The sequence below is a fragment of the Bacillus sp. FJAT-27231 genome, assembly GCF_001183975.1.
Taxonomy (GTDB): domain Bacteria; phylum Bacillota; class Bacilli; order Bacillales; family Domibacillaceae; genus Pseudobacillus; species Pseudobacillus wudalianchiensis.
On sequence record NZ_LFZU01000001.1, the window covers coordinates 2,788,554 to 2,808,796 of the forward strand.

General features: G+C 42.3%; 22 protein-coding genes. 3 read left to right on the forward strand and 19 right to left on the reverse strand.

Annotated features, from left to right (window positions below):
- Positions 1 to 33 precede the first annotated feature (33 nt).
- The 7 genes from grpE to gpr form a co-directional block, all read right to left on the reverse strand.
- On the reverse strand, positions 34 to 612 hold the full coding sequence (gene grpE, locus AC623_RS13430; protein ID WP_049663278.1) for a nucleotide exchange factor GrpE: 579 nt from the start codon (positions 610 to 612) through the stop codon (positions 34 to 36).
- A gap of 108 nt (positions 613 to 720) precedes the next feature.
- Positions 721 to 1,752 carry a heat-inducible transcriptional repressor HrcA gene (gene hrcA, locus AC623_RS13435; protein WP_049663280.1) on the reverse strand — a complete coding sequence of 344 codons (1,032 nt, stop codon included), beginning with the start codon at positions 1,750 to 1,752 and terminating at the stop codon, positions 721 to 723.
- 108 nt (positions 1,753 to 1,860) lie between these two features.
- A complete protein-coding gene (hemW, locus tag AC623_RS13440; protein WP_049663282.1) occupies positions 1,861 to 3,009 on the reverse strand; it encodes a radical SAM family heme chaperone HemW in 1,149 nt (382 codons plus the stop codon).
- Positions 3,010 to 3,085: 76 nt separating this feature from the next.
- Positions 3,086 to 4,921, reverse strand: coding sequence for a translation elongation factor 4 (gene lepA / locus AC623_RS13445; RefSeq protein ID WP_049663284.1), 1,836 nt, complete (start codon positions 4,919 to 4,921; stop codon positions 3,086 to 3,088).
- 396 nt (positions 4,922 to 5,317) lie between these two features.
- Positions 5,318 to 5,611, reverse strand: coding sequence for a hypothetical protein (locus tag AC623_RS13450; protein WP_049663286.1), 294 nt, complete (start codon positions 5,609 to 5,611; stop codon positions 5,318 to 5,320).
- Between the two features lie 14 nt (positions 5,612 to 5,625).
- Complete coding sequence (spoIIP, locus tag AC623_RS13455; RefSeq protein WP_049663289.1) at positions 5,626 to 6,804, reverse strand: stage II sporulation protein P; 1,179 nt, start codon at positions 6,802 to 6,804, stop codon at positions 5,626 to 5,628.
- A 447-nt stretch (positions 6,805 to 7,251) separates the two neighbouring features.
- Entirely contained in the window at positions 7,252 to 8,355 is a 1,104-nt protein-coding gene (gpr, locus tag AC623_RS13460) for a GPR endopeptidase (protein ID WP_049663290.1), read from the reverse strand.
- Between the two features lie 193 nt (positions 8,356 to 8,548).
- Here gpr and rpsT point away from each other — a divergent pair, with 193 nt between their 5' ends.
- A complete protein-coding gene (gene rpsT / locus AC623_RS13465) occupies positions 8,549 to 8,803 on the forward strand; it encodes a 30S ribosomal protein S20 (protein WP_049663292.1) in 255 nt (84 codons plus the stop codon).
- A 125-nt stretch (positions 8,804 to 8,928) separates the two neighbouring features.
- Here rpsT and holA read toward each other — a convergent pair whose 3' ends face one another.
- Entirely contained in the window at positions 8,929 to 9,957 is a 1,029-nt protein-coding gene (gene holA / locus AC623_RS13470) for a DNA polymerase III subunit delta (protein ID WP_049666620.1), read from the reverse strand.
- 284 nt (positions 9,958 to 10,241) lie between these two features.
- Here holA and AC623_RS21135 point away from each other — a divergent pair, with 284 nt between their 5' ends.
- Entirely contained in the window at positions 10,242 to 10,373 is a 132-nt protein-coding gene (locus tag AC623_RS21135; RefSeq protein WP_049663293.1) for a YqzM family protein, read from the forward strand.
- A gap of 98 nt (positions 10,374 to 10,471) precedes the next feature.
- Here the strand turns inward: AC623_RS21135 and AC623_RS13480 are convergent, their stop codons facing one another.
- The 3 genes from AC623_RS13480 to AC623_RS13490 all read right to left on the reverse strand — a co-directional run bounded on the left by AC623_RS13480 (position 10,472) and on the right by AC623_RS13490 (position 13,938).
- Positions 10,472 to 12,769: a DNA internalization-related competence protein ComEC/Rec2 gene (locus AC623_RS13480; protein WP_049663295.1), complete on the reverse strand. Its 2,298-nt coding sequence runs from the start codon at positions 12,767 to 12,769 to the stop codon at positions 10,472 to 10,474.
- Between the two features lie 20 nt (positions 12,770 to 12,789).
- Positions 12,790 to 13,203 carry a deoxycytidylate deaminase gene (locus tag AC623_RS13485; RefSeq protein WP_049663296.1) on the reverse strand — a complete coding sequence of 138 codons (414 nt, stop codon included), beginning with the start codon at positions 13,201 to 13,203 and terminating at the stop codon, positions 12,790 to 12,792.
- A 75-nt stretch (positions 13,204 to 13,278) separates the two neighbouring features.
- The gene (locus AC623_RS13490; RefSeq protein WP_197090972.1) at positions 13,279 to 13,938 is read right to left on the reverse strand and encodes a helix-hairpin-helix domain-containing protein; all 660 of its coding nucleotides are present in this window, start codon (positions 13,936 to 13,938) and stop codon (positions 13,279 to 13,281) included.
- Positions 13,939 to 14,005: 67 nt separating this feature from the next.
- Between AC623_RS13490 and comER the strand changes: the two genes are divergently transcribed.
- Positions 14,006 to 14,830 carry a late competence protein ComER gene (comER, locus tag AC623_RS13495; RefSeq protein ID WP_049663298.1) on the forward strand — a complete coding sequence of 275 codons (825 nt, stop codon included), beginning with the start codon at positions 14,006 to 14,008 and terminating at the stop codon, positions 14,828 to 14,830.
- Positions 14,831 to 14,949: 119 nt separating this feature from the next.
- On the opposite strand, the gene AC623_RS13500 is transcribed toward comER, so the two are convergent.
- From AC623_RS13500 to AC623_RS13535, 8 genes are read right to left on the reverse strand one after another with little or no spacing between them, the layout of a single operon-like run.
- On the reverse strand, positions 14,950 to 15,702 hold the full coding sequence (locus AC623_RS13500; RefSeq protein ID WP_049663300.1) for a class I SAM-dependent DNA methyltransferase: 753 nt from the start codon (positions 15,700 to 15,702) through the stop codon (positions 14,950 to 14,952).
- Positions 15,699 to 16,055, reverse strand: coding sequence for a ribosome silencing factor (rsfS, locus tag AC623_RS13505; RefSeq protein ID WP_049663302.1), 357 nt, complete (start codon positions 16,053 to 16,055; stop codon positions 15,699 to 15,701). The genes AC623_RS13500 and rsfS overlap by 4 nt, the downstream gene beginning before the upstream one ends.
- Positions 16,055 to 16,627 carry a bis(5'-nucleosyl)-tetraphosphatase (symmetrical) YqeK gene (gene yqeK / locus AC623_RS13510; RefSeq protein WP_049663303.1) on the reverse strand — a complete coding sequence of 191 codons (573 nt, stop codon included), beginning with the start codon at positions 16,625 to 16,627 and terminating at the stop codon, positions 16,055 to 16,057. The genes rsfS and yqeK overlap by 1 nt, the downstream gene beginning before the upstream one ends.
- On the reverse strand, positions 16,617 to 17,189 hold the full coding sequence (locus tag AC623_RS13515; protein ID WP_049663305.1) for a nicotinate-nucleotide adenylyltransferase: 573 nt from the start codon (positions 17,187 to 17,189) through the stop codon (positions 16,617 to 16,619). The genes yqeK and AC623_RS13515 overlap by 11 nt, the downstream gene beginning before the upstream one ends.
- Positions 17,186 to 17,479, reverse strand: coding sequence for a ribosome assembly RNA-binding protein YhbY (yhbY, locus tag AC623_RS13520; RefSeq protein WP_049663307.1), 294 nt, complete (start codon positions 17,477 to 17,479; stop codon positions 17,186 to 17,188). The genes AC623_RS13515 and yhbY overlap by 4 nt, the downstream gene beginning before the upstream one ends.
- On the reverse strand, positions 17,466 to 18,314 hold the full coding sequence (gene aroE, locus AC623_RS13525) for a shikimate dehydrogenase (protein WP_049663308.1): 849 nt from the start codon (positions 18,312 to 18,314) through the stop codon (positions 17,466 to 17,468). Before aroE ends, yhbY begins: the two co-directional genes overlap by 14 nt.
- Before the next feature lie 16 nt (positions 18,315 to 18,330).
- The gene (gene yqeH / locus AC623_RS13530; RefSeq protein WP_442853537.1) at positions 18,331 to 19,452 is read right to left on the reverse strand and encodes a ribosome biogenesis GTPase YqeH; all 1,122 of its coding nucleotides are present in this window, start codon (positions 19,450 to 19,452) and stop codon (positions 18,331 to 18,333) included.
- Positions 19,434 to 19,955, reverse strand: coding sequence for a YqeG family HAD IIIA-type phosphatase (locus AC623_RS13535; RefSeq protein WP_049666623.1), 522 nt, complete (start codon positions 19,953 to 19,955; stop codon positions 19,434 to 19,436). Before AC623_RS13535 ends, yqeH begins: the two co-directional genes overlap by 19 nt.
- Positions 19,956 to 20,243 lie beyond the last annotated feature (288 nt).

The window sequence follows — 20,243 nt, forward strand, 5'->3', positions numbered from 1 at the left end:
TTGCGATTTGCCTCCTTTGAAATATGTAATGGTTTACTGATTTACTTTTACCATCGACGGACGAATAATGCGATCTTTCAGCTTATACCCTTTTTGAAACTCCTCAATCACTTCATTAGGGCCGTACTGATCATCGCTGTCTGTCATGACGGCTTGATGGAAATTCGGATCAAATTCTTTGCCAACTGCCTCAATTACTTCTACGCCTTCTTTCTCAAGCGCTGCAACGAGGCCTTTATATACCATTTCCATTCCTTGCAGTACGGATTTCGTTTGTTCGTTCGACGCTTCTACCTTTAATGCACGTTCGAAGTTATCTAGCAATGGAAGAAGGTCAGAAATTAAGCTTTGAGCACGATATTTTTCACTCGCTTCTCGATCCAACTGCGTACGACGACGAAGGTTATCAAAATCAGCAAGTAGACGTAAATAACGATTCTCTGCTTCTTCAAGCTTTTGCTCTAGCTCATTTATTTTTTTAAGAGAAGCATCTGCTGCAGGCTGTTCTTCTTCAGCTGTCGCATTTTCTGCTTGCACAGGAGCTTCCTCTGTTGAAGGCTGCTGTTCCATTTCTTCTTTCTCTTCTTGGTTCAAATCTTTTTCTTCTGCCATTCGTTTCACCTCCTTTAAAGAATTAACTAATGCCCACTCGCCGCCTTTTTGCACAAAGAGAAGGAAATTAGCAAAGAAACGCTAATTTCCGTCTGCTTCAGGCTTCCTTTATCCATTATGGTACAAATTCGTTAAAGCTTTTGTCATGTCATGACTTAAGAAGTCAACAAGACTAATGACACGCGAATATTCCATTCGTGTCGGACCAAGAAGCGCAATAGTTCCGACTTGTTCGTTTCCAATGGAATAAGAAGCAGTGATCAAGCTGCAATGCTGCATAGCAGCATTTTTATTTTCTTTTCCGATCTTTACTTGAATACCCGCAGGAACCCCGCTAATCAAACGGTATATCCCCTCTTCTTGGTCGATCATGTTCATCACAAGCCTAATTTTCTCGATATCGTGGAATTCAGGCTGGTTTAAAATATTTGTTTTCCCGCCAAAGAACAGCTTTTCATTCGCATGCAAGTCTACTGCTTTCGCAAACATAGACAACAATGCATCGTGATTGCGGATATGACGGCGCAACAACACAACAATCTCTTTATATAATTTATCATGCAGCTCGGAAAGCGGTACACCAATGAGCTTTTCATTTAATATATTGACCATTTTCTCAATATCAGAGGCGTCTACTTGTTCAGGCAAAGTGAACGTCCGATTTTCAACATGGCCGGTATCGGTGACAATTATTGCAACAGCTGCATCCTGGCCAAGCGGCACAATTTGCAGCTTCTTTAACTTGTTGTCTTTTAATTCGGGCCCCAACACAATTGCCGTGTAATTGGTCAGCTCAGATAAAATTTCTGCTGATTTCTGCACAACCTTCTCGAGCTCATAAACTCGATCCACAAAGATAGAGTTAATCGTCTCTACTTCCTGATAGTTGAGTTTTTTCGGACGCAACAAATGGTCCACATAATAACGATATCCTTTTTCTGATGGTACACGCCCTGAAGAAGTGTGAGGTTTCTCTATAAAACCTAAATTCTCCAATTCTGCCATATCGTTACGAATCGTAGCCGAGCTATATGTTATGTCTTTTTTTTCCGCAAGACTGCGGGAGCCGACCGGCTGTGCAGACCGAATGAAATCATCAATAATTATTTGCAAAATAAAAAGTTGACGATCGGTTAACATCGTTGATCACCTCTTTTAGCACTCGATCGTTATGAGTGCTAAATCTATAAATAAATTATCAAAATCAGCGATTAATGTCAACGACAGAGCACTCATTATCCAACTCTGTTATTCATCCTCTCCAGTAAGCAAAAATGCTTGAAACACTTCATTTCCGAGAAGCTTTCCCTGTGCTGTCAGCCGAATAGATTCATTATCCTCTACCACGAGCAGCCCTCTTGTAACCATGTCTTCAACCGGCCCTTTAAATAAGGAAAACGGAGACACACCAAATTTCCCTTTAAAATGTGAAGCTGAAACACCTGCCGTTTTACGAAGCCCGAGAAACATCTCTTCCTCCATTTGTTCTTTTTTAGTGAGTTTGCTCTCATACAGCAAAGGAAGCTGTCCCTCCTGGAGCGGCGCCATATATTTCTTCAAAGGACCGTGGTTGGACCGTCTCGTTCCATTGATATAAGCATGAGCACCGGCCCCAAAACCATAATAGTGTTCATTATTCCAGTATACAAGATTATGAAGGCTTTCAAACCCAGGGATAGCAAAATTACTGATTTCATATTGCCGCAAACCGGCAGCTGCCATTTCCTCCATAAGCAATTCATACATAGAGGCCTCTGTTTCCACTTTTGGAAGCGGAAGCTCGTCTTTTCTCATTAGATTATAAAAGACCGTTTTAGGCTCAATAATTAATGAGTACCCCGAATAATGCGGAAGCTGCAAGCTTAAGGCCTGCTTCAAGGTGGCTTGAAAATCAGCAAGTGTTTGATTCGGCAATGCGTATATTAAATCGATGCTAATATTATCAAATCCAGCTTTTTTTGCGTCTTCCACTGTAGCAAACACATCACTGCTTGAATGCGTCCGTCCAATGGCACGAAGGAGCTCATCATTAAAAGATTGGACACCAAGACTTAATCGATTGACTCCATTGTCCTTAAGCACTCTCAATTTCTCTAGCGTTAAATCTCCAGGGTTCGCTTCAAACGTAAACTCGCCTTTTGTAAATGGCAGCTGATCGCGAATAGCCTGGCATAGCTTTTCAAGTTGTGCAGCGTTCAGGGCTGTCGGCGTTCCTCCACCAACAAAAATAGTAGTAAGCCGTTCCGTTGGATATTGCTCCATTGTCATTTTCATTTCAGCAGCCAGTGTCTCTATATAATCATCTACTGGCTGGTTTTTCAGAAAGACTTTATTAAAATCACAATAATGACAAATTTGCTGACAGAAAGGAATGTGAATATAAGCGGAACGTATCATGTAAAAACTCCTCTTTGTGTGTTCAATAACGAGAAAAAGGGGAAGCATCTGCGCTTTCCCTCTCCCCTTTCCTTATTTACTTTTTATTATTATCATCGTCCATCTTTAAGACCGCCATAAAGGCTTCTTGCGGCACCTCAACTGAACCTACTTGCTTCATCCGCTTTTTACCTTCTTTTTGCTTTTCAAGCAATTTTCGTTTCCGGGAAATGTCTCCGCCATAACACTTAGCTAAAACGTTTTTGCCCATCGATTTAATCGTCGATCTTGCTACAATTTTTTGTCCAATCGCAGCCTGTACTGGTACCTCGAACTGTTGTCTTGGAATTAAACTCTTTAGCTTTTCAACAATCGTCTTGCCGCGATCGTAAGCAAAGTCGCGGTGAACGATAAAGCTTAAGGCATCGACTTTTTCTCCGTTCAGCAAAATATCCATTTTCACGAGCTTAGATGGCTTGTAGCCAATTAGTTCGTAATCAAAGGATGCATAGCCTTTCGTGCTTGACTTTAGCTGATCGAAGAAATCATAGACAATTTCTGAAAGCGGGATTTCATAAATCACGTTCACTCGATTTTCATCCATATACTGCATATCAATGAAAATACCACGCTTATTCTGTGAAAGCTCCATCACTGCACCAACGTAATCATTTGGTACCATAATAGACGCTTTTACATATGGCTCTTCTACTGCATCTATTTTTTGAGGATCTGGCATATTAGAAGGGTTATCCACATTGATCTCTTCGCCATTTGTCATCCGTACTTTATAAATAACACTCGGAGCTGTTGTAATTAAATCAATTTTAAATTCACGCTCGATCCGTTCTTGGATAATTTCCATATGGAGAAGCCCAAGGAAGCCGCAGCGGAAGCCAAATCCAAGCGCCTGTGACGTTTCTGGCTCAAACTGCAAGGATGAGTCATTTAATTCTAACTTTTCTAGTGCTTCACGTAAATCATTGAACTTTGATGAATCAATTGGATAAAGACCGCAGTACACCATCGGATTTAGCTTTCTATATCCAGGCAGCGCTTCAGTCGCCTGGTTATGCGCTGAAGTGATTGTATCCCCCACTCGCGTGTCACCCACGTTTTTAATAGCAGCCGTCAAGAAGCCAACGTCTCCAACTGTCAGTTCGTCACGCACAGTTGCTTTTGGCGTAAATACTCCCACTTCCGTGACCTCAAATTCTTTGCCAGTGGCCATCATTTTAATTTTGTCGCCTGCTTTCACTGAGCCGTCTACAACACGGATATAAGCAACAACGCCACGATAAGCATCATACAAAGAGTCAAAAATAAGCGCCTTTAACGGAGCTGATGGGTCACCTGTCGGAGCAGGTACCTTTTCAACAATTTGCTCTAAAATTTCTTCAATTCCAATGCCTGCTTTTGCGGAAGCGAGCACTGCTTCAGAAGCGTCTAAGCCGATCACATCCTCTACTTCTTGACGAACGCGCTCTGGCTCTGCTGCTGGCAAATCAATCTTATTGATAACGGGCAAAATCTCCAAATCGTTATCTAAAGCAAGATAAACGTTCGCCAATGTCTGCGCCTCAATTCCTTGCGCGGCATCTACAACGAGAATCGCTCCTTCACAAGCAGCAAGACTGCGAGACACTTCATACGTGAAATCGACGTGTCCTGGCGTATCGATTAAATGAAAAATATAATTTTCTCCATTTTTCGCTTTATAATTTAATTGTACCGCATTTAACTTAATCGTAATGCCCCGCTCACGCTCAAGATCCATTGAGTCAAGCAGCTGGCTTTTCATTTCACGGGCAGACAGAGCATTTGTATACTCTAGAATCCGGTCGGCTAAAGTAGACTTCCCGTGGTCAATATGAGCAATAATCGAGAAGTTTCTGATATGCTCTTGTCTTAATTGTTTCTCTTCATTATTCATGTTTTTTCTTCACTCCTGTTAGTCGGCGCATGTATACTAGCATTGATTATATCAGCCAGAAAAGCAATTGACAATTTACAAAAGCGGAAGCATAGGAGTTCATTTCGATCATACTAGATGAGTGGAGAGAAAAGGCCGCTGCCAAAAAAGCTCTTTATAAAACAAAATGACGAAAATAAATAGATATTCTGATTATAAAATAGGGCTTGTTATACTTGGTTGCAGATTTCCGCTCTAATCAACTTTTAAAAAACAACATTCTCCTTCGACGAAACCATAAAATAAGAAACCCGCTGCGAGATTATACAAGCAGCGGGTTAAGATTGATTTGTTGGACAGGGTGAGACTCTATAAAAAGCGAATGTTTAAGCAGAGACTAAACCGCCGGATGGCTCTCTACTGATCAAATAATGATCTAGCAGCAAATGTTACCGCATCAGCTAAAGATTGTCCGGCCTTTGAGAATAGGTTCACCGTCTCCTCTTTCTCTAGTCTTTCTTTTTTTATATGCAAATCAACCTCTGCTTCATCTTTTGGAAATAGAGAAAAATCGGCTTCTTCTTTCTTGTCTGGAATTTCCCGTGTATAAGGAGTTGACTCTTGCCAGCTTCTACTGTGAAGGGAGCCAATCAACATGCCAATAAAAAAAACAGAAATAACAAAGAATGTTTTAAGCAGAAAAGTTTTCATGAGAATACCCTTTCTTACTGTTCTCCCTTTGCGTGTACGGCTTCAGCCTGCCAGTAATAATCGGCAAATACATCGGCAAATGCCTCTGCTGTTCGGTTTAGTTCTTCGAATGTATTATCTACCCCGCCAAATTCAATGAGCATCGCTTTATCTGATAGATCTTGGTTGAATTTACCATTGGTGTTTTTCCCTTGTTTTAAAATAACTCCTCTAGACAATCCTTTATACTTTTTCTCTAATAACTTATGCCATTCCGTTGCCAGCTTTACATTCTTTTCGTAATTCGCATGTTCCGCTCCAACGACAAACACGAGCTTTGCATAGCTTTCTCCATTGATCGTAGCGGTCGTCACTTTCTTACGCTGTGAATCACGATGAATATCGATAAAATATTGCAAATCATGGTTACCCGATTGCGCAGACGCTACAACGGCACGCGACTCTTGATATGCTTGGCTATATCTTCTTCCCGATTGATTAAGCTTCGCGACGATGTCTGTTTTGTCTACTGCTGTTCCAATCCCTTTAGCTTCTAGTGCAGCTTGTACCATCTCTCCGACCTTTGTCACATTTAAAGCAGAGTGGTGAGCAGCATCTGCCGAGGAGACACCTTGTAAATACGGCAGGTAAGACTCTCTCGTATGCGTAAAGTACAAATATACCCTCTTTTTTCCGTTGGTCGTTAAAGAAGGCGGCGGGCTGTCTTTCTCTTTTGGAATTTCTTTTGTCGGTTTTACCGCTACATCGTTTTTCTGATCCAGTGCTTCATTTGGAGGCTCCGATTCAATCGGCATATTCGTATAATCCGTTCCTTCACCGGCCACTAATATCTCCCCATCGTAAATGGAAAAGCCAGGAACTTCTCTTCCTAAAAAGCTGCGCGGATCTTGAAAGCGCACATTTGTTGCATAACGAAACGCTAATTCACTCAACGATGGCGGCCGGGCGTCTTCAGGTGCATGCGATGCAAATAATTTGTTTTCCATCGTATATAAATAATAAAGTGCACCGCCAGATACATTTTCAGCCGCCTCATTAACGGAATGAGAAGAAATCCGATAATTGTACGTAAGAGACGTTAACAACCCGGCAACAGAAAAAAGCGTAAGGAGAAAAATCGTAAAAATCATCGTTCCCTTTAAGATCGTCGACAAATTAATTGTAAAGAGGTCATACGGCTGGTTCTCCTTCATTGCTCCACCCTTTCTAGAAAAGTCTTGTACTATCGTATGACCTCAATAGAAAAAGCAGAACAAATTTTATGAAGGAAAAGCGGAAGGCGCTTGTTCAGTGCGATAGGAGGTTGGAGAGAGTCCTGTTGGAGTCGTTCTTTGACTCCTGCAGAACTCTCGAAACCACCGCACGCACTAGCGCCTGCAGCTGGACAACAAAGAAAAGCGAAAGCGGCCCGATTAGCCCGATAGGAGGTTGGAGGGCTCGATAAGGAGCCGTTCTTCAGACTCCGACAGAGAGACCGAAACCGCCGTACGGGCTGGCCGCTAGAGCTGGACAAGGAAAAGCGGAAGGCGCTTGTTCAGCGGTGTATGGACTTAACGGCTCCTCATGAAATAAAAGAAACATAAAGAGCCCAAGCGATTCGGTATTGGCTTATCGCAAAAAGGAGCAGTCCCCAGCTACACTTATTTTGTAAAGAAACCAGCATTCTCTTGATCAACTGCCGAATGCAAAGCAGCATTTAAACTGTTGGCTAATAAATTAGCGGTATCCTTAATAAAAAGATCTACTTCTTTTGGTGTAACCATTAAATTGTGTCCTAGCGGAGAGAGCACTTCACGAATAAGCTGCCGTTTTTCATTATCAGGCAGGGTTCCGATCATCCCAAGGAAAGAACGGCGTTTTTCTTCATCAGGCATATGCTGTTCGGTTAGTTTGCTCCTGCCAAAAGCAAAACCAGCAGGGGCAAGCGCTCCAGAAGGCCGATCTCCTTCTTGAATTTCTTTTCCTAAGTGCTTCAAGATAAAGTCAATCGTGTCACTTGTAATCGAAACAGCATCTACAACGGTAGGCACACCGATCGCAATGACCGGAACACCAAGAGTTTCTTCGCTTATTTCTTTTCTTTTATTCCCTACTCCCGCTCCTGGCTGAATGCCCGTATCTGCAATTTGTACGGTAGCGTTCACCCGCTCGATCGATCGTGAAGCAAGAGCATCAATTACGACTAAAAAATCCGGCTTTGTTTTTTCTACTACCCCAAAGACAATGTCGCTCGTTTCAATTCCTGTCGTTCCCATGACCCCCGGAATAAGAGAACTAACCGGACGGTAGCCTTCTTCGACCTGTTCTGGCTGCAACTCAAATAAATGCCTCGTTACCATGATTTCTCCACATACAAGCGGACCAAGCGCATCAGGGGTGACATCCTCATTTCCAAGGCCTACGACGAGACAGCTGGCATTCGCGCCAATGCCTTTCTTTTTTAAAAAAGCACTGAATTCACTCGCCAGCACTTTTTCCATTTCGTGCTGGTGATTCGTATCATGGGTACGAATTCCTTGAGATTCGACCGTTAAATATAAGCCCGCTTTCTTTCCTGTCGCTTTTGCCCCCTCTTCATCAATCGTGACAGAGGTAATGGTAATGTCATCGATTGTTCGCTCCTCTGTTAAGACACCTGTTACTCTTCGCCCTTGCCCCTGCCGTTCCTCAGCAAGCGTTTTTGCTTCTACCGCTAAATCTGTTCTTACCGCATATTGGCTTAAGTCAATTGATGATTCTTTCATTTATTTTCACCCTTTTAAATGAACTTTTATTTTTAGTCTGCCCGACTGTGTAAAAGTTCATTCCTTGACACAAATTGCAAATGTAACTATTGCAATCTCACCTTCTGTTTGATAGAATAACTTTTGTTCTTATAAGGAAAAATGGAAGTCGAGTAAAAGATAGAATCTCGATCGCTTTTAGGAGGTGACCGGAATGCCAAATATTAAATCTGCTATTAAACGCACAAAAACGATCCAAGATCGTACAGAACGCAACAACCAACAAAAATCTGCTATGCGTACAGCTGTAAAGAAATACGAAGCAGCAGTTGCTAACAATGACGAAAACGCAAAAGATCTTTTTGCTCAAGCAGCAAGAAGCCTTGATAAAGCTGCCGCTAAAGGTTTAATCCATAAAAACGCTGCAGACCGTAAAAAGTCTCGTTTACTCAAAAAGCTTAACGCGTAATAAACGATCGTTTCGCTAAATAAAAAATCCTTCAAGTCAATCTTGAAGGATTTTTTATTTTATGAAAAGGCCGCGACATTTCCGTTTGCCATCTTACTTACTACAGCCTTCTTCTAGTTACTCTCTTATCCTATTTTCTGCATTAAGCTTTGCAGTTTGAATAAAAACATTTCGACAATCAGTGATTTAGCCATGCCGCTCGTTTTCATTTGCAGATCGCTATCAGCAAGCATCATCATAATGGCTGCAAGCTGTTCATCCGAAAAGCTTCTAGCTTGGCCGGCAGCAAGCTTTACCCGAAACGGATGCACCTTTAAAAAGCCGGCTATTTGCTGCTGGCCGTACCCTTTTCGCGCTAGCTCCTTTGTCTGGTAAATCAAACGGAACTGATTGGCAATCACGGCTAGGATTTTAATCGGTTCTTCATTTAGCTTGAGTAAATCATAGTAAATTCGAAAAGCTTTTTCCACTTTCCCTGTTACTACTTTATCAACCAAAGCAAAAATATCTTGTTCCAAAGAGCGGGCCGTTAATTGATCAACTACTTCCACCGTAATAGGCTGTTCCCCGGAGGCGTATAGTGATAATTTATCTAATTCGGAAGCAAGCATCATTAAATTTGTTCCCGCGATAGCTAGAAGATGGTCGATGGCCTCTTCTTCTATTTGAGCTTGGTTGGCAGCAGCACGAGTACGAACCCATGCTTTCAACTCTTTTTCATTTAGCTTATTAGCTTCCATAACTTCCGCGTTTTTCTTTAGCAGCTTGGTAATTTTTTTACGTTCATCTAATTTTTCATAAGGAGCCGAAAAGACAACTATCGTATAAGGAGCAGGATTAGCTATGTATTCTTCAAGCTTTTTTACATTATGCTCTACTTTATCCTTTGAACGTTCAGCTGTTAAAAACACTGGATTTTGTAAGATCACCAGCTTTTTGTCCCCCATGAAAGGCAAGGTTTCTGCTTCTTCAAGTGCTGCCTCCACAGGAATGTCTTCTAAGTCATAAGAAGAAAAATTAAAGTCCATTTCTTCTTCCGTCAAGACAGATTGAATGAGTCTTTGTTTTGTTTCATTAATTACAAATGCTTCTGTTCCGTACAACAAATAAATCGGTGAAAATTGCTTTTGCTCTATTTTTTTCCAAATGGGCATCAATGGCTTTTCTCTCCATTTTCATGTATGATACTCTCATGTTAAAAAAGCAATTCCCATTTGACAAGGGGAAACTTTCGGAAAAGTTCCCCCCGTGATCTATATAAACGCCGGCAACGCTGCCCCGGGAAACAGCTTTGCAGACGGTGATCATCTTACTTGTATTTTCACCGAATTTGTGAAACTTATTGCAGTTAACTCTTGTCAATGTAGGAATTAGCAAGGACAGTCTGGATTTTTTATAACGGTTCGTCTATACTATAGATGAAATAGGAGGGGTAGTTGTGAACGAATTTGAAAAAAATGTCCAATCAAAACGTAATGACGCAATAGACTCTGGCGTTGCTTTTGGTGTTTCTTTCGCGTTTTTTGCCATCATCTTTATTATCGCACAGGTTATCAAATTCATTGGATAACTGCCGCAAAAGCCCGACAATAGACGGGCTTTTTTCTTTTTAGGATCTTCTACACTTCCGGGGAGCAGACAACGTCCTGTTCATTTAGTTTCTTTATTTTACGGACGCACGACCGAAAATGTGCCTGTTTTACCTTCTTTATACGTGTATACAATTTCTCCATGCAGATCTGTCCGCAAAATGGCTGCACCATGCTGTTGGAGACGGTCTGCCACTTCTTTATGAGGATGACTGTACCGATTGTTTTTTCCAAGAGACATAATTGCGGTCTCTGGTGTTGTCTTCGACATAAAATGTTCTGTCGTTGAAGAGCGGCTGCCATGATGGCCTACTTTCAACACATCAATGTCTATCGAAAAGTGGTCCACAAGGCGCTTTTCTCCCTCCGCCTCCAAGTCTCCTGTAAACAACCATTTCTTTCCTCCCAATAATGCGTAAATGACAAGTGAATCATCGTTTCCTTCATAGTGCTCATCTGCAGGTGATACGATTTGAAAGTAAGCTTCTCCCTCCTGCCAGCTTTCCATGTATTTTCCGTAGCGCACAGGTATTTTATGCATAGCAGCCTGTTCAATCCTCTCATGCATAACAGGTTTGGCTTCTGCCCCTGGACTGATAATCATCTCTTCGATAGTGATTTGGCCGAATAACTCCTCTGCTGCTCCGATATGATCATAATCACTATGCGTTAGAAACAATTTATCAATGCGGGTAATGCCTCTTCCTTTCAAGTAAGGAAGTAAAATATGTTCACCGATCGAAAAGTCCTTTTTCTGTTTTTGCCATTCTTCTTTTTGAAATGGCAGTAAGCCTCCTGTGTCAATCAAATAATTGCCTTTATTAAATGGCAGAGTAATGAGAATGGCGTCTCCCTGCCCGACATCAATAAAGGAGACTTCTCCCGTAACTGAATAAGTGTGCACTATAACAGGCATGCCGATCATAACAAGTAACAGAACGCTGATCCGTTTCCAATCCTGTGATTTTTCCCACTGAAAAAAGACAACTGTGCTTAAAAGACAAATAATGGCCAACAAAACATCATTTGGCTGGCCTGTAACGATGACAGCACCCGGCCATTCACTCACTTTTATTGCTGCCTGGTCTACTTGCTCAAGCAGAAAACGAAGCGGTTCTAAGAAGGTCACAGCCGATTTTAGTATAAAGCTCAAGAGATAGATAATGAGGAGGGATGGAAGCATAAGAAACGAATAAAAGGGAACGAAAAATAAGTTGGCAATAAAAGAATAAAGGGAAACCTCATAAAAGTGATACATCAGCACCGGCAAACCGGCCACTTGAGAAACAGAGGTGATCACAAACATTTTTCCTAAAAAAGAGGCAGGAAAAGATAAGATGAACTTAGAGGAGAGAAGGAGAGAAAAGCTAATCAGATAAGAAAGCTGAAATCCTGCTTGATAAATAAAGTAGGGGTCCAGAAACACAACGGCTATAAAGCTTAGACCAAGGGCATCTAGAGCCGTAAATCGATGGTAAAAGCGAACAGATAACAAGACTAAGACCGTCATTAATACAGCTCTCACAACAGGAGGAGACCCGCCAGCTAAAAGGGCGTAAATTGGAAGGGCAGCAAGCAAGATCATCTGCGCTGTTTCTTTCACTATCCCGATTCGTATCATGGCATAGTAAGCAAGAGATGTAATTAAACTGACGTGGAGACCAGAAATAGCCAGTAAGTGAATAACCCCAAGGCGCTGATACGCCTTCGTCACATCTTCTTCTGTTAAAGAACGGTCGCCAAATAATAAGGCAGCTCCAACCGGCTGCAAGCTCTCCGGAAAAACCGTTTTCAAGTGATTAATTCCCTTTACACGCCAGTGGAAAATATGTTCTTTTACGCTTTTTTCTTTTTGGATACACGAAGATAAAGCAAAGCGATTCACCTTTAACTGCCAAAAAATATGCTGGTTTTTGAGAAAGGATCGATAATCAAATCCATAACGATTTCTTTTTCCTTCTGGCTCTTCAAGTGTGCCTGCCACATAACAGACGGTACCAGGGACTAATTTCTTCTGCAGCCCGTCTCCTTCTTCAGGAGAGGACAGCCGGTAAAGGAGACGCAGCTTCTCATTATTGTCTGCCGTTACTGTTGCTTTCAATCGGTCGCCGTCGATCACCATCTCATCAGAAAAGGATACAGACCACTTGTCTTCCTTCCCGGTAAAAGCCGTTACGTTCCGGTCTTCCGCAAACTGGCCAGCTAAAAAACCCATCGCGGCACAACTAAAAAAAGCCACCTTTCCTTTCTCATCCAATTTGATGATGAAAAAGAAAGCAGCCACAGTCAGCAAGAAGCGGATACTTCCCAAAACAGGAAGCGCCCACAACAAACCTGTCAGCGTGCCGACTGCCATATAAATGTATTTTCCGCGCATACGCTCTCCTTAAAGATACTTTATGAAGATAAGTGAACAACTTCAATGTCCTTTAGAAAATGCTGGTTCCATTTATTCGGATAGGCATTTCGATAGACAATTTTTTTGATTCCGGCTTGCGCCAATGTTTTCGCACAGTTTTCGCATGGCTCATGAGTAACATACGCAGCAGCGCCTTTCAGCTTATCTCTCTCCGCATGAAGGACAGCATTCAGCTCTGCATGCAGGCATCGGATGCAGCGCTTCTCATCGGACAGAAGGCACCCTTCTTCCTCGCAATGGGCATGCCCGTGGATAGAACCATTGTATCCCGTTGCAACAATGTGTTTATCTTTGACGATCACGCAGCCAACATGCAGACGGGTGCATGTTGAACGAGTGGAAACTACCTCCGCAATATCTAAAAAATATTCATCCCAGCTTTTTCTGCTCATTTGATTTCACTCTTTCTTTGTCCATTTCATGTTTTCTTTAGTGTAGCGGCAAAAAAAGACTCCCGTCAATCCCTATTACTGAACGACAACGAGTGAGGCCATTTTCTCAAACGTCTTTTCTCCGATCCCGGAGACATTTTTCAAATCCTCCGGCTTAGAAAAAGCCCCCGTCGTTTCCCTATACTCGATAATAGCTTGTGCTTTTGCTTTCCCGATTCCCGGCAGTTGCTGAAGCTCTTCGGCAGACGCTTGATTAATATTAATAGAACTTCCACCATTCTCCGAGGAATTTCCTTGTGTACTTCCCTGTCGTGGAACAGCAGCGGGCAATTCTGCAGGTGGTTCTTCCCCATTTTTCGGTACATAGACAACCATTTCATCCTGTAGCTTCTGTGCTAAATTAATCGCCGTTCGATCAGCCTCCTGTTGAAAACCACCTGCTTTTTCGATGGCATCGTGAATACGCTCGCCATTTTTCAAAGAGTAAATGCCAGGTGATGCAACCGCTCCTTTAATATCAACCATTAAAACAGCAGGTTCCTGCAGTTCTAGCGGCGCTGTAGTCAAAGGCGGACTTACACTTTGTTCTGCTTGTACAGACTCTTCTAATATGGGCACTGCTGGCGGCGTTTCTTCTCCAGTCAATTGATAAAGGCCAAAAGTTGCCAGTATTCCTCCTATCAAAAAGTAAACTTTATATTTACCAACCATTGTTTTTAGGTCCAGTATCTCCACCTCTTTCTCATAAACCAAATTTTTTTTCATACATTGTAAGAGCAGCTTGCATAAGGGGGAATGATGAATGAAGATAGGAATCATCGGAACGGGGAATATGGGAGAAATTTTAATTGATGCCTTAATTGCCTCTAAAGTTACTTCTGCCGCCAATCTTTTTATCATGAATAGAACGACAGAAAAGGCGCAGCGTATCCAAAAGAACCACCCAGGCCTGAATGTCTGCAGAGATGTTTCCGAACTTGTTAGTATATGTGAGCTTTTATTCGTTTGTGTGAAGCCCCACGATATTTACCCGCTGCTCCAGAAGGTTCAGCCTTTATTTCGTCCTGAACAGTGTGTGGTGTCCATTACTAGTCCAGTCAGCACCGCACAGCTGGAATCCATCCTGCCCTGTTCATGCATGCGCATGATTCCAAGCATCACGAATAAAGTGTTGTCGGGAACGGTACTTTACACGTACGGAAAAAAATGTGAAGAGAAATGGAAAGCAGAAATGAAAAAGCACATGGATCAGCTATGCAACGAGGCCGTAGAAATCGATGAGTCCATTACACGTGCCGCTTCAGATCTTGTGAGCTGCGGCCCAGCATTCATTAGTTATTTAACAAGAAAGTTTATTGAAGGGGCAGAAACAACAGGGATGGATTCACATACAGCAGAAAAATTGGCAGAGTCGATGCTTGCCGGTCTGGGGGAATTGTTCAAGCAAAAGGAATATACGCTTGCACAGCTAGAGGAAAAGGTTTGTGTCAAAGGAGGAGTTACCGGAAAAGGAATTGCTGTGTTAGAAGCAGAAACCGGGGATATGTTCACGAAGTTATTCCAAGCCACTCATGAAAAGTTTGCCGAGGATAAACAAGAAACAGCGGCACAATTTGGAATCCCTTAATACTATTCGCCACCTAACAGAGAAGTCCTTCTTTAATATAAAAACGAGAGGAGTAAAAATGAATCCCTCCTCTCGTTTTTATGTTTTTAAAATGGCTTCCTAATGGACAATCATTTTATTTACGATTGAACCGATCCATTTCTGCATACAAAAAATATTCTCTCACTCGTTTCCTCCGGAGAATTTCCAGTGAAATCAGCGGTGATAACAACATCGGAAAAACCAATCTCCTGGAGCCACGTTTTATATTGTTCAACAGCGAATGAGCGCTGAACATGCAGTTCATCAAACCGCTCATATAAATCCGTTTCTTCTTGGCGGACAAAAAAAGTAAGCTCGTGTTCAATGCTGTCGGGCTGCTCACCATCGAAGCAGTTCCAAATATAGGAGACCGATTCATTCACAGCCGTAAACGTTCCATCTTTAAAAATATGGAGCATTTTATACAGCGAGTGTACATCAAATAAAAGTAATCCGTCTTTTTTCAGATGTTGTTGTACTCCGCGAAACGTACGCTTTATATCTTCTTCTTCTGTCAAATAATTAAGAGAATCACAGAAGATTGTAATGACATCAAACTGTCCAAGTCCTTCTAAATCGCGCATGTCTTGCTGGAATAGCGGAATGGATAGGTGCTTTGCTTCCGCTTTTTGCCGGGCTGCAAAGAGCATGCTGTCTGATAAGTCAACGCCCGTTACATCCCATCCAGCTTCTGCTAAACGCCAAGTCAGCTCGCCTGTACCGCAAGCAAGGTCCAATACGCTCTTTCCAGGCAGTTCGGAGGCATGCTGCTGGAAAAAGTCCAGCCATTGTTCATACGGCGCATCCTCCATTAAAAAGTCGTACACACGGGCAAAGCGTTCATATGTCATGAAAGCAGCTCGCTCTCCACATCAATTTCAGGAGCATCCCCCCAGAGACGTTCCAGGTTATAATAAAGCCGCTCATCACGGTGGAACACGTGGATAATCAAATCGCCTAAATCAATTAACACCCACCGAGCCTCATCAAAACCTTCCATCCGCTTTACTTCATACCCAAGCTCCTCTGCCTTCTCTTTAACTTCTCGAGCAATTGCTTGAACCTGCTTATCAGAATTCCCGTGACAGATGATAAAATAGTCTGCCATTAGTGAAATTCCCTGCATATTTAACACAACAATATTTTCCGCGCGCTTATCGTCTGCGGCATTCACGACTCGTTGTAAAATTTCCGGTTGACCCATTAATTGGCCTCCTCCTTTTTCATGGTTAAATCATTGTACGTATGAAAAGTATCCGGATAAACCGGCTGATTTTTTTTCATTAAAAATTGAATGGTGTTTTTCAGAGCTTGGATTAAAGCAGCATCCAAATCTTTTTTCGCTAATTCACGCACTTCTTCTACACCCGGGAAATGACGGCCCGGTTCAATATAGTCTGCAACATAAACAACTTTTTCAAGCAAAGTCATGCCTACTCTTCCGGACGTATGATAACGGATAGCATCCAATACTTCCTCGTCTTCTATGCCAGCTTCTTTTTGTACCAAATAAGCGCCTACCGGAGCGTGCCACAGTTCTGAGTGAAAAGCCAGTAACCGCGGGTCCATGTTTTGCTGCTTAATAATGGCGGCCATTTCCTCTTTAGGACGAAATTTAGCATAATCATGAAAGATCGCAGCAAGTTCCGCCTTCTTGATGTCTGCTCCATATCTTTCAGCGAGCAGGATCGATGTGTCTACTACACCAAGCGTGTGAACGTAGCGGTGTTCTGTTATTTGCTCTTTAACGAGTGAGAGCGCCTTCTCACGTTTCATATAAACGATTCTCCTTTATATAAGCGATGACTTTCTCGGGCAGCAAGTAACGTAAGGTTCCCCCACCCGCCGCTCTTTGTCTGAGCATCGTAGAAGAAAGATGAATTTCCGGCGTTTCGATCAACTGCACGGGGTACGGTGTTTCAACCGAATAACCCGGCCGGCGCACCCCAACAAACTTGATCATGCGGCTCAACTCATCGATGTTATACCATTTCGGTAAATACTCAATCATGTCACCGCCGATAATAAAATAAAAGTCGGTTTCAGGCTCCCGCGCTTTTAATGCTTTCATCGTATCAAACGTGTAAGAAGTTCCTTTCCGCTCCATTTCTATCGGCTCCACTGAAAAACACGGATGCCCTTCAATAGCTGCCTGAAGCATATGAAGACGATCTTCATCACGGATATGATGATCAATTTTTTTATGCGGTGGAGTATAGTTAGGCATGAAGCGGATTTCATCCAAATGAAGTGCCTTCAGCACCTCATTTGCTATGATCAAATGACCAATATGCGGCGGATTGAACGTGCCACCTAAAATGCCTACTTTTTTCTTCATCTCGGCAGCTCAATCTTTTTATTTTCTCTAGATTCTTTGTAAAGCACGATGATGCTGCCAATGACTTGAACAAGCTCAGCACGGGCTCCTTTAGCCAGCTGCTCTGCTACTTCGCGCTTGTCCTCCCCGCAATTTTGCAGCACGCTTACTTTGATTAGTTCACGCGCTTCAAGCACATCAGCGATTTGTTTAATCATATTTTCATTTACGCCGCCTTTACCCACCTGGAAAATCGGATCAAGGTGATGAGCTTTCGAGCGTAAAAAAGATTTTTGCTTAGTTGTTAACATAATTGCCTCCCAATTGATGACGTACCATTTCTTCCATTCGTTCGGTATCAGGTGTTTGGCCTGTCCACTTCTCAAAAGCCAGCGCTCCCTGATAAATAAACATTTTAAGACCGTTTTGTGTACGAGCCCCCCGCTTCTTCGCTTCTTGTAAAAGCTGCGTTTCGAGCGGATTGTAAATAATATCTGAAACAAATGTACCTGCTTTTATTTTTTCAACTGAAATCGGACTTTCCTCAATAAGCGGGGACATTCCGATTGATGTTGTTTGAATTATAACATCGTATTCTTCAAGCTGTTCAGCCGCCTTAGTTGTCGTTTTTACTGATCCGACAACAGGGTAAGGGCAGCTTTCTGCAAGGTTTGCTGCTTTTTCTGCCGTTCGATTGGCAATATCAATCCGGCTTACTCCTTCTGAGGCGAGCGTATAATAAATAGCCCGCGCCGCACCTCCTGCTCCAATCAGCAGGACACGTTTTTCTGTAAGCGGCTCTCCATACGCTTCCCGAAGCCCCCGCACAAATCCTGCTCCATCTGTGTTGTATCCTGTCCATCCTTCATTTTCACGAACTACCGTATTTACAGCTCCAATAGCTTTTGCAAGTGGATCAACTTGATCAAGCAAAGGTATAATAGCTGATTTGTGAGGAATTGTCACGTTAAATCCTTGCACGCCAATGGCTTTCATTCCCTGTACAGCCGCAGGCAAATCTTCTGGTTTTACGTGAAAAGGATGATAATACCCCTCAATGCCAAGCTGGGCAAATGCTTCATTATGCATCGCCGGGGACATAGAATGGGCAATGGGATCACCGATAACGCCAAATAATTTTTTCATTGCTTCTTCCTCTCTTCTAGATTAAGGATTTCCGTAGAAATACACTGACACCCTTCGGCACATAGGCAGCTACTTTAGCGCCCGGTTCATTGATGGTTACCCATCCAAGTCCGGAAAAGACGACGTCCATTTTGCCTTCTTTAATCATAAATTCATGCCGTGTCAATTCAGGGAAGGTATCCATTTCTTCTCTTCGCGGCGGAGTAAGCAATTCTCCTGCATGTGTCTTATACAACTCATCTGCTTTCTCCAGCTTCGTGCGATGAATGGTTAGTTCATTTGACAAATAACAAGTGAAAGAACGGCGCCCCCCTGAAAGATAATCGAAGCGAGCCAGTCCCCCAAAAAACAATGTTTGCTGTTCATTCAGCTGGAAAATTTTTGGCTTGATTTCTTTTTTCGGCGTAATGTATTTTAAATCTCTCTTATCTACAAAGTGCGCCATTTGGTGATGATTAATAATTCCTGGCGTATCAACAAGAAAATGACCATCATCAAGTGGGATCTCAATCATATCTAGCGTCGTGCCCGGGAAATGCGAGGTCGTGATCACATCTTTCTCGCCCGTTCCCTCTTTGATGATTCGATTGATAAATGTTGATTTTCCTACGTTCGTACAGCCGACTACGTAAACATCTTTTCCATCGCGATAGTCCTCGATAGCCTGCATTGCCTCCTCCATGGAAGCTCCTTTTGCTGCACTAACGAGAAGCACATCAATCGGCTTCAAGCCGAGCTCCTTTGCCTGCTGCTTCATCCAATTAATTAACTTGTTTTTTTTCACAGATTTAGGAAGAAGATCCGCTTTGTTGCCGATTAACAAAACCGGGTTTTTGCCAACAAATCGATGAAGACCAGGCAGCCAACTGCCATTAAAATCAAAAATATCTACGATTTTAACGATTAAGCTGTCTGTCTCTCCAAGTGTATTTAAAATTTTCAGGAAGTCGTCATCTGTTAAAGAGACATCCTGGACTTCATTATAGTTCTTCAAGCGAAAACAGCGCTGGCAGACAATTTCTTCTTTTTCCAGTGCTGAAGCCGGTGCATAGCCAAGTCCTGCTGGATCTTCTGTTTGTACGTTGACTCCGCATCCAATACAAATGATTTTTTCGTTATTCACTTGCTTTCCTCCCATTGAATTAAACCTTTTCGTTTAAAGAAGTTCATAATCCTCCGTTCAATTCGGCGATTGAATTTTGTCCAGAAACCATCCGTTTGGGCAACTGGTAAAACTAAAATGGTATAAAATCCACCACGATTGCCACCGAATATATCTGTGAGCAATTGATCACCGATTACGACCGTTTCTTCTTTCTTGACACCTAATAATTTAACAGCCCTGCGAAATGCCTTTCCCATTGGTTTACGCGCTTCGAAAATATAGGGAATATCGATTGGCTGTGAAAAGGCGCTTACTCTTTTTTGATTATTATTGGAAACAATTAGCACTTTAATGCCTGCTTTTTTCATTTCAGCAAACCATTCCAATAATTCCGGTGTAGCATCTGGACGATCCCAGGCCACTAACGTATTATCCAAATCGGTAATGATCGCTTTCATTCCTTTTTCTTTTAAATACTCTGGTGTAATCTGAAAAATGCTTTTTACGTGCCTGCTCGGCAAAAATTTCTTTAACAATCCCTGCACCCCGTTCTCTCGGCTTTCATTGCCTTTATCATAGCGGATTTTGGCTATCATGACAAAACAAAACATATCATCCTATGCTTGAACTTTTTAATAATGATAAAATATTTTCCGACATTTTTTGCATTTCTTTATTGTGGATAACTTTATACACATTATCCTTCTGATTTCTCACCCTTTTCCACTACTTAAACACAATCTATCCACAATTTATCCACCTGATACTGTGGATAAAGGAACACTTGTTCTTTTTGTTTATATTTAGTAAAGTGAGGGTAGTAC

Bases quoted from the DNA above. Each gene is read 5' to 3' on its own strand.
- yhbY (WP_049663307.1), bottom strand. From the start codon at position 17,479: ATGTTAACAACTAAGCAAAAATCTTTTTTACGCTCGAAAGCTCATCAC.
- grpE (WP_049663278.1), bottom strand. From the start codon at position 612: ATGGCAGAAGAAAAAGATTTGAACCAAGAAGAGAAAGAAGAAATGGAA.
- yqeH (WP_442853537.1), bottom strand. From the start codon at position 19,452: ATGGGAGGAAAGCAAGTGAATAACGAAAAAATCATTTGTATTGGATGC.
- lepA (WP_049663284.1), bottom strand. From the start codon at position 4,921: ATGAATAATGAAGAGAAACAATTAAGACAAGAGCATATCAGAAACTTC.
- aroE (WP_049663308.1), bottom strand. From the start codon at position 18,314: ATGAAAAAATTATTTGGCGTTATCGGTGATCCCATTGCCCATTCTATG.
- yqeK (WP_049663303.1), bottom strand. From the start codon at position 16,627: ATGAAACGTGAGAAGGCGCTCTCACTCGTTAAAGAGCAAATAACAGAA.
- rpsT (WP_049663292.1), top strand. From the start codon at position 8,549: ATGCCAAATATTAAATCTGCTATTAAACGCACAAAAACGATCCAAGAT.
- hemW (WP_049663282.1), bottom strand. From the start codon at position 3,009: ATGATACGTTCCGCTTATATTCACATTCCTTTCTGTCAGCAAATTTGT.
- AC623_RS13500 (WP_049663300.1), bottom strand. From the start codon at position 15,702: ATGACATATGAACGCTTTGCCCGTGTGTACGACTTTTTAATGGAGGAT.
- rsfS (WP_049663302.1), bottom strand. From the start codon at position 16,055: ATGGGTCAACCGGAAATTTTACAACGAGTCGTGAATGCCGCAGACGAT.
- hrcA (WP_049663280.1), bottom strand. From the start codon at position 1,752: ATGTTAACCGATCGTCAACTTTTTATTTTGCAAATAATTATTGATGAT.
- AC623_RS13480 (WP_049663295.1), bottom strand. From the start codon at position 12,769: ATGCGCGGAAAATACATTTATATGGCAGTCGGCACGCTGACAGGTTTG.
- holA (WP_049666620.1), bottom strand. From the start codon at position 9,957: ATGCCCATTTGGAAAAAAATAGAGCAAAAGCAATTTTCACCGATTTAT.
- gpr (WP_049663290.1), bottom strand. From the start codon at position 8,355: ATGAAAGAATCATCAATTGACTTAAGCCAATATGCGGTAAGAACAGAT.
- AC623_RS13485 (WP_049663296.1), bottom strand. From the start codon at position 13,203: ATGAGCAGAAAAAGCTGGGATGAATATTTTTTAGATATTGCGGAGGTA.
- AC623_RS13515 (WP_049663305.1), bottom strand. From the start codon at position 17,189: ATGAAGAAAAAAGTAGGCATTTTAGGTGGCACGTTCAATCCGCCGCAT.
- AC623_RS13450 (WP_049663286.1), bottom strand. From the start codon at position 5,611: ATGAAAACTTTTCTGCTTAAAACATTCTTTGTTATTTCTGTTTTTTTT.
- spoIIP (WP_049663289.1), bottom strand. From the start codon at position 6,804: ATGAAGGAGAACCAGCCGTATGACCTCTTTACAATTAATTTGTCGACG.
- comER (WP_049663298.1), top strand. From the start codon at position 14,006: ATGAAGATAGGAATCATCGGAACGGGGAATATGGGAGAAATTTTAATT.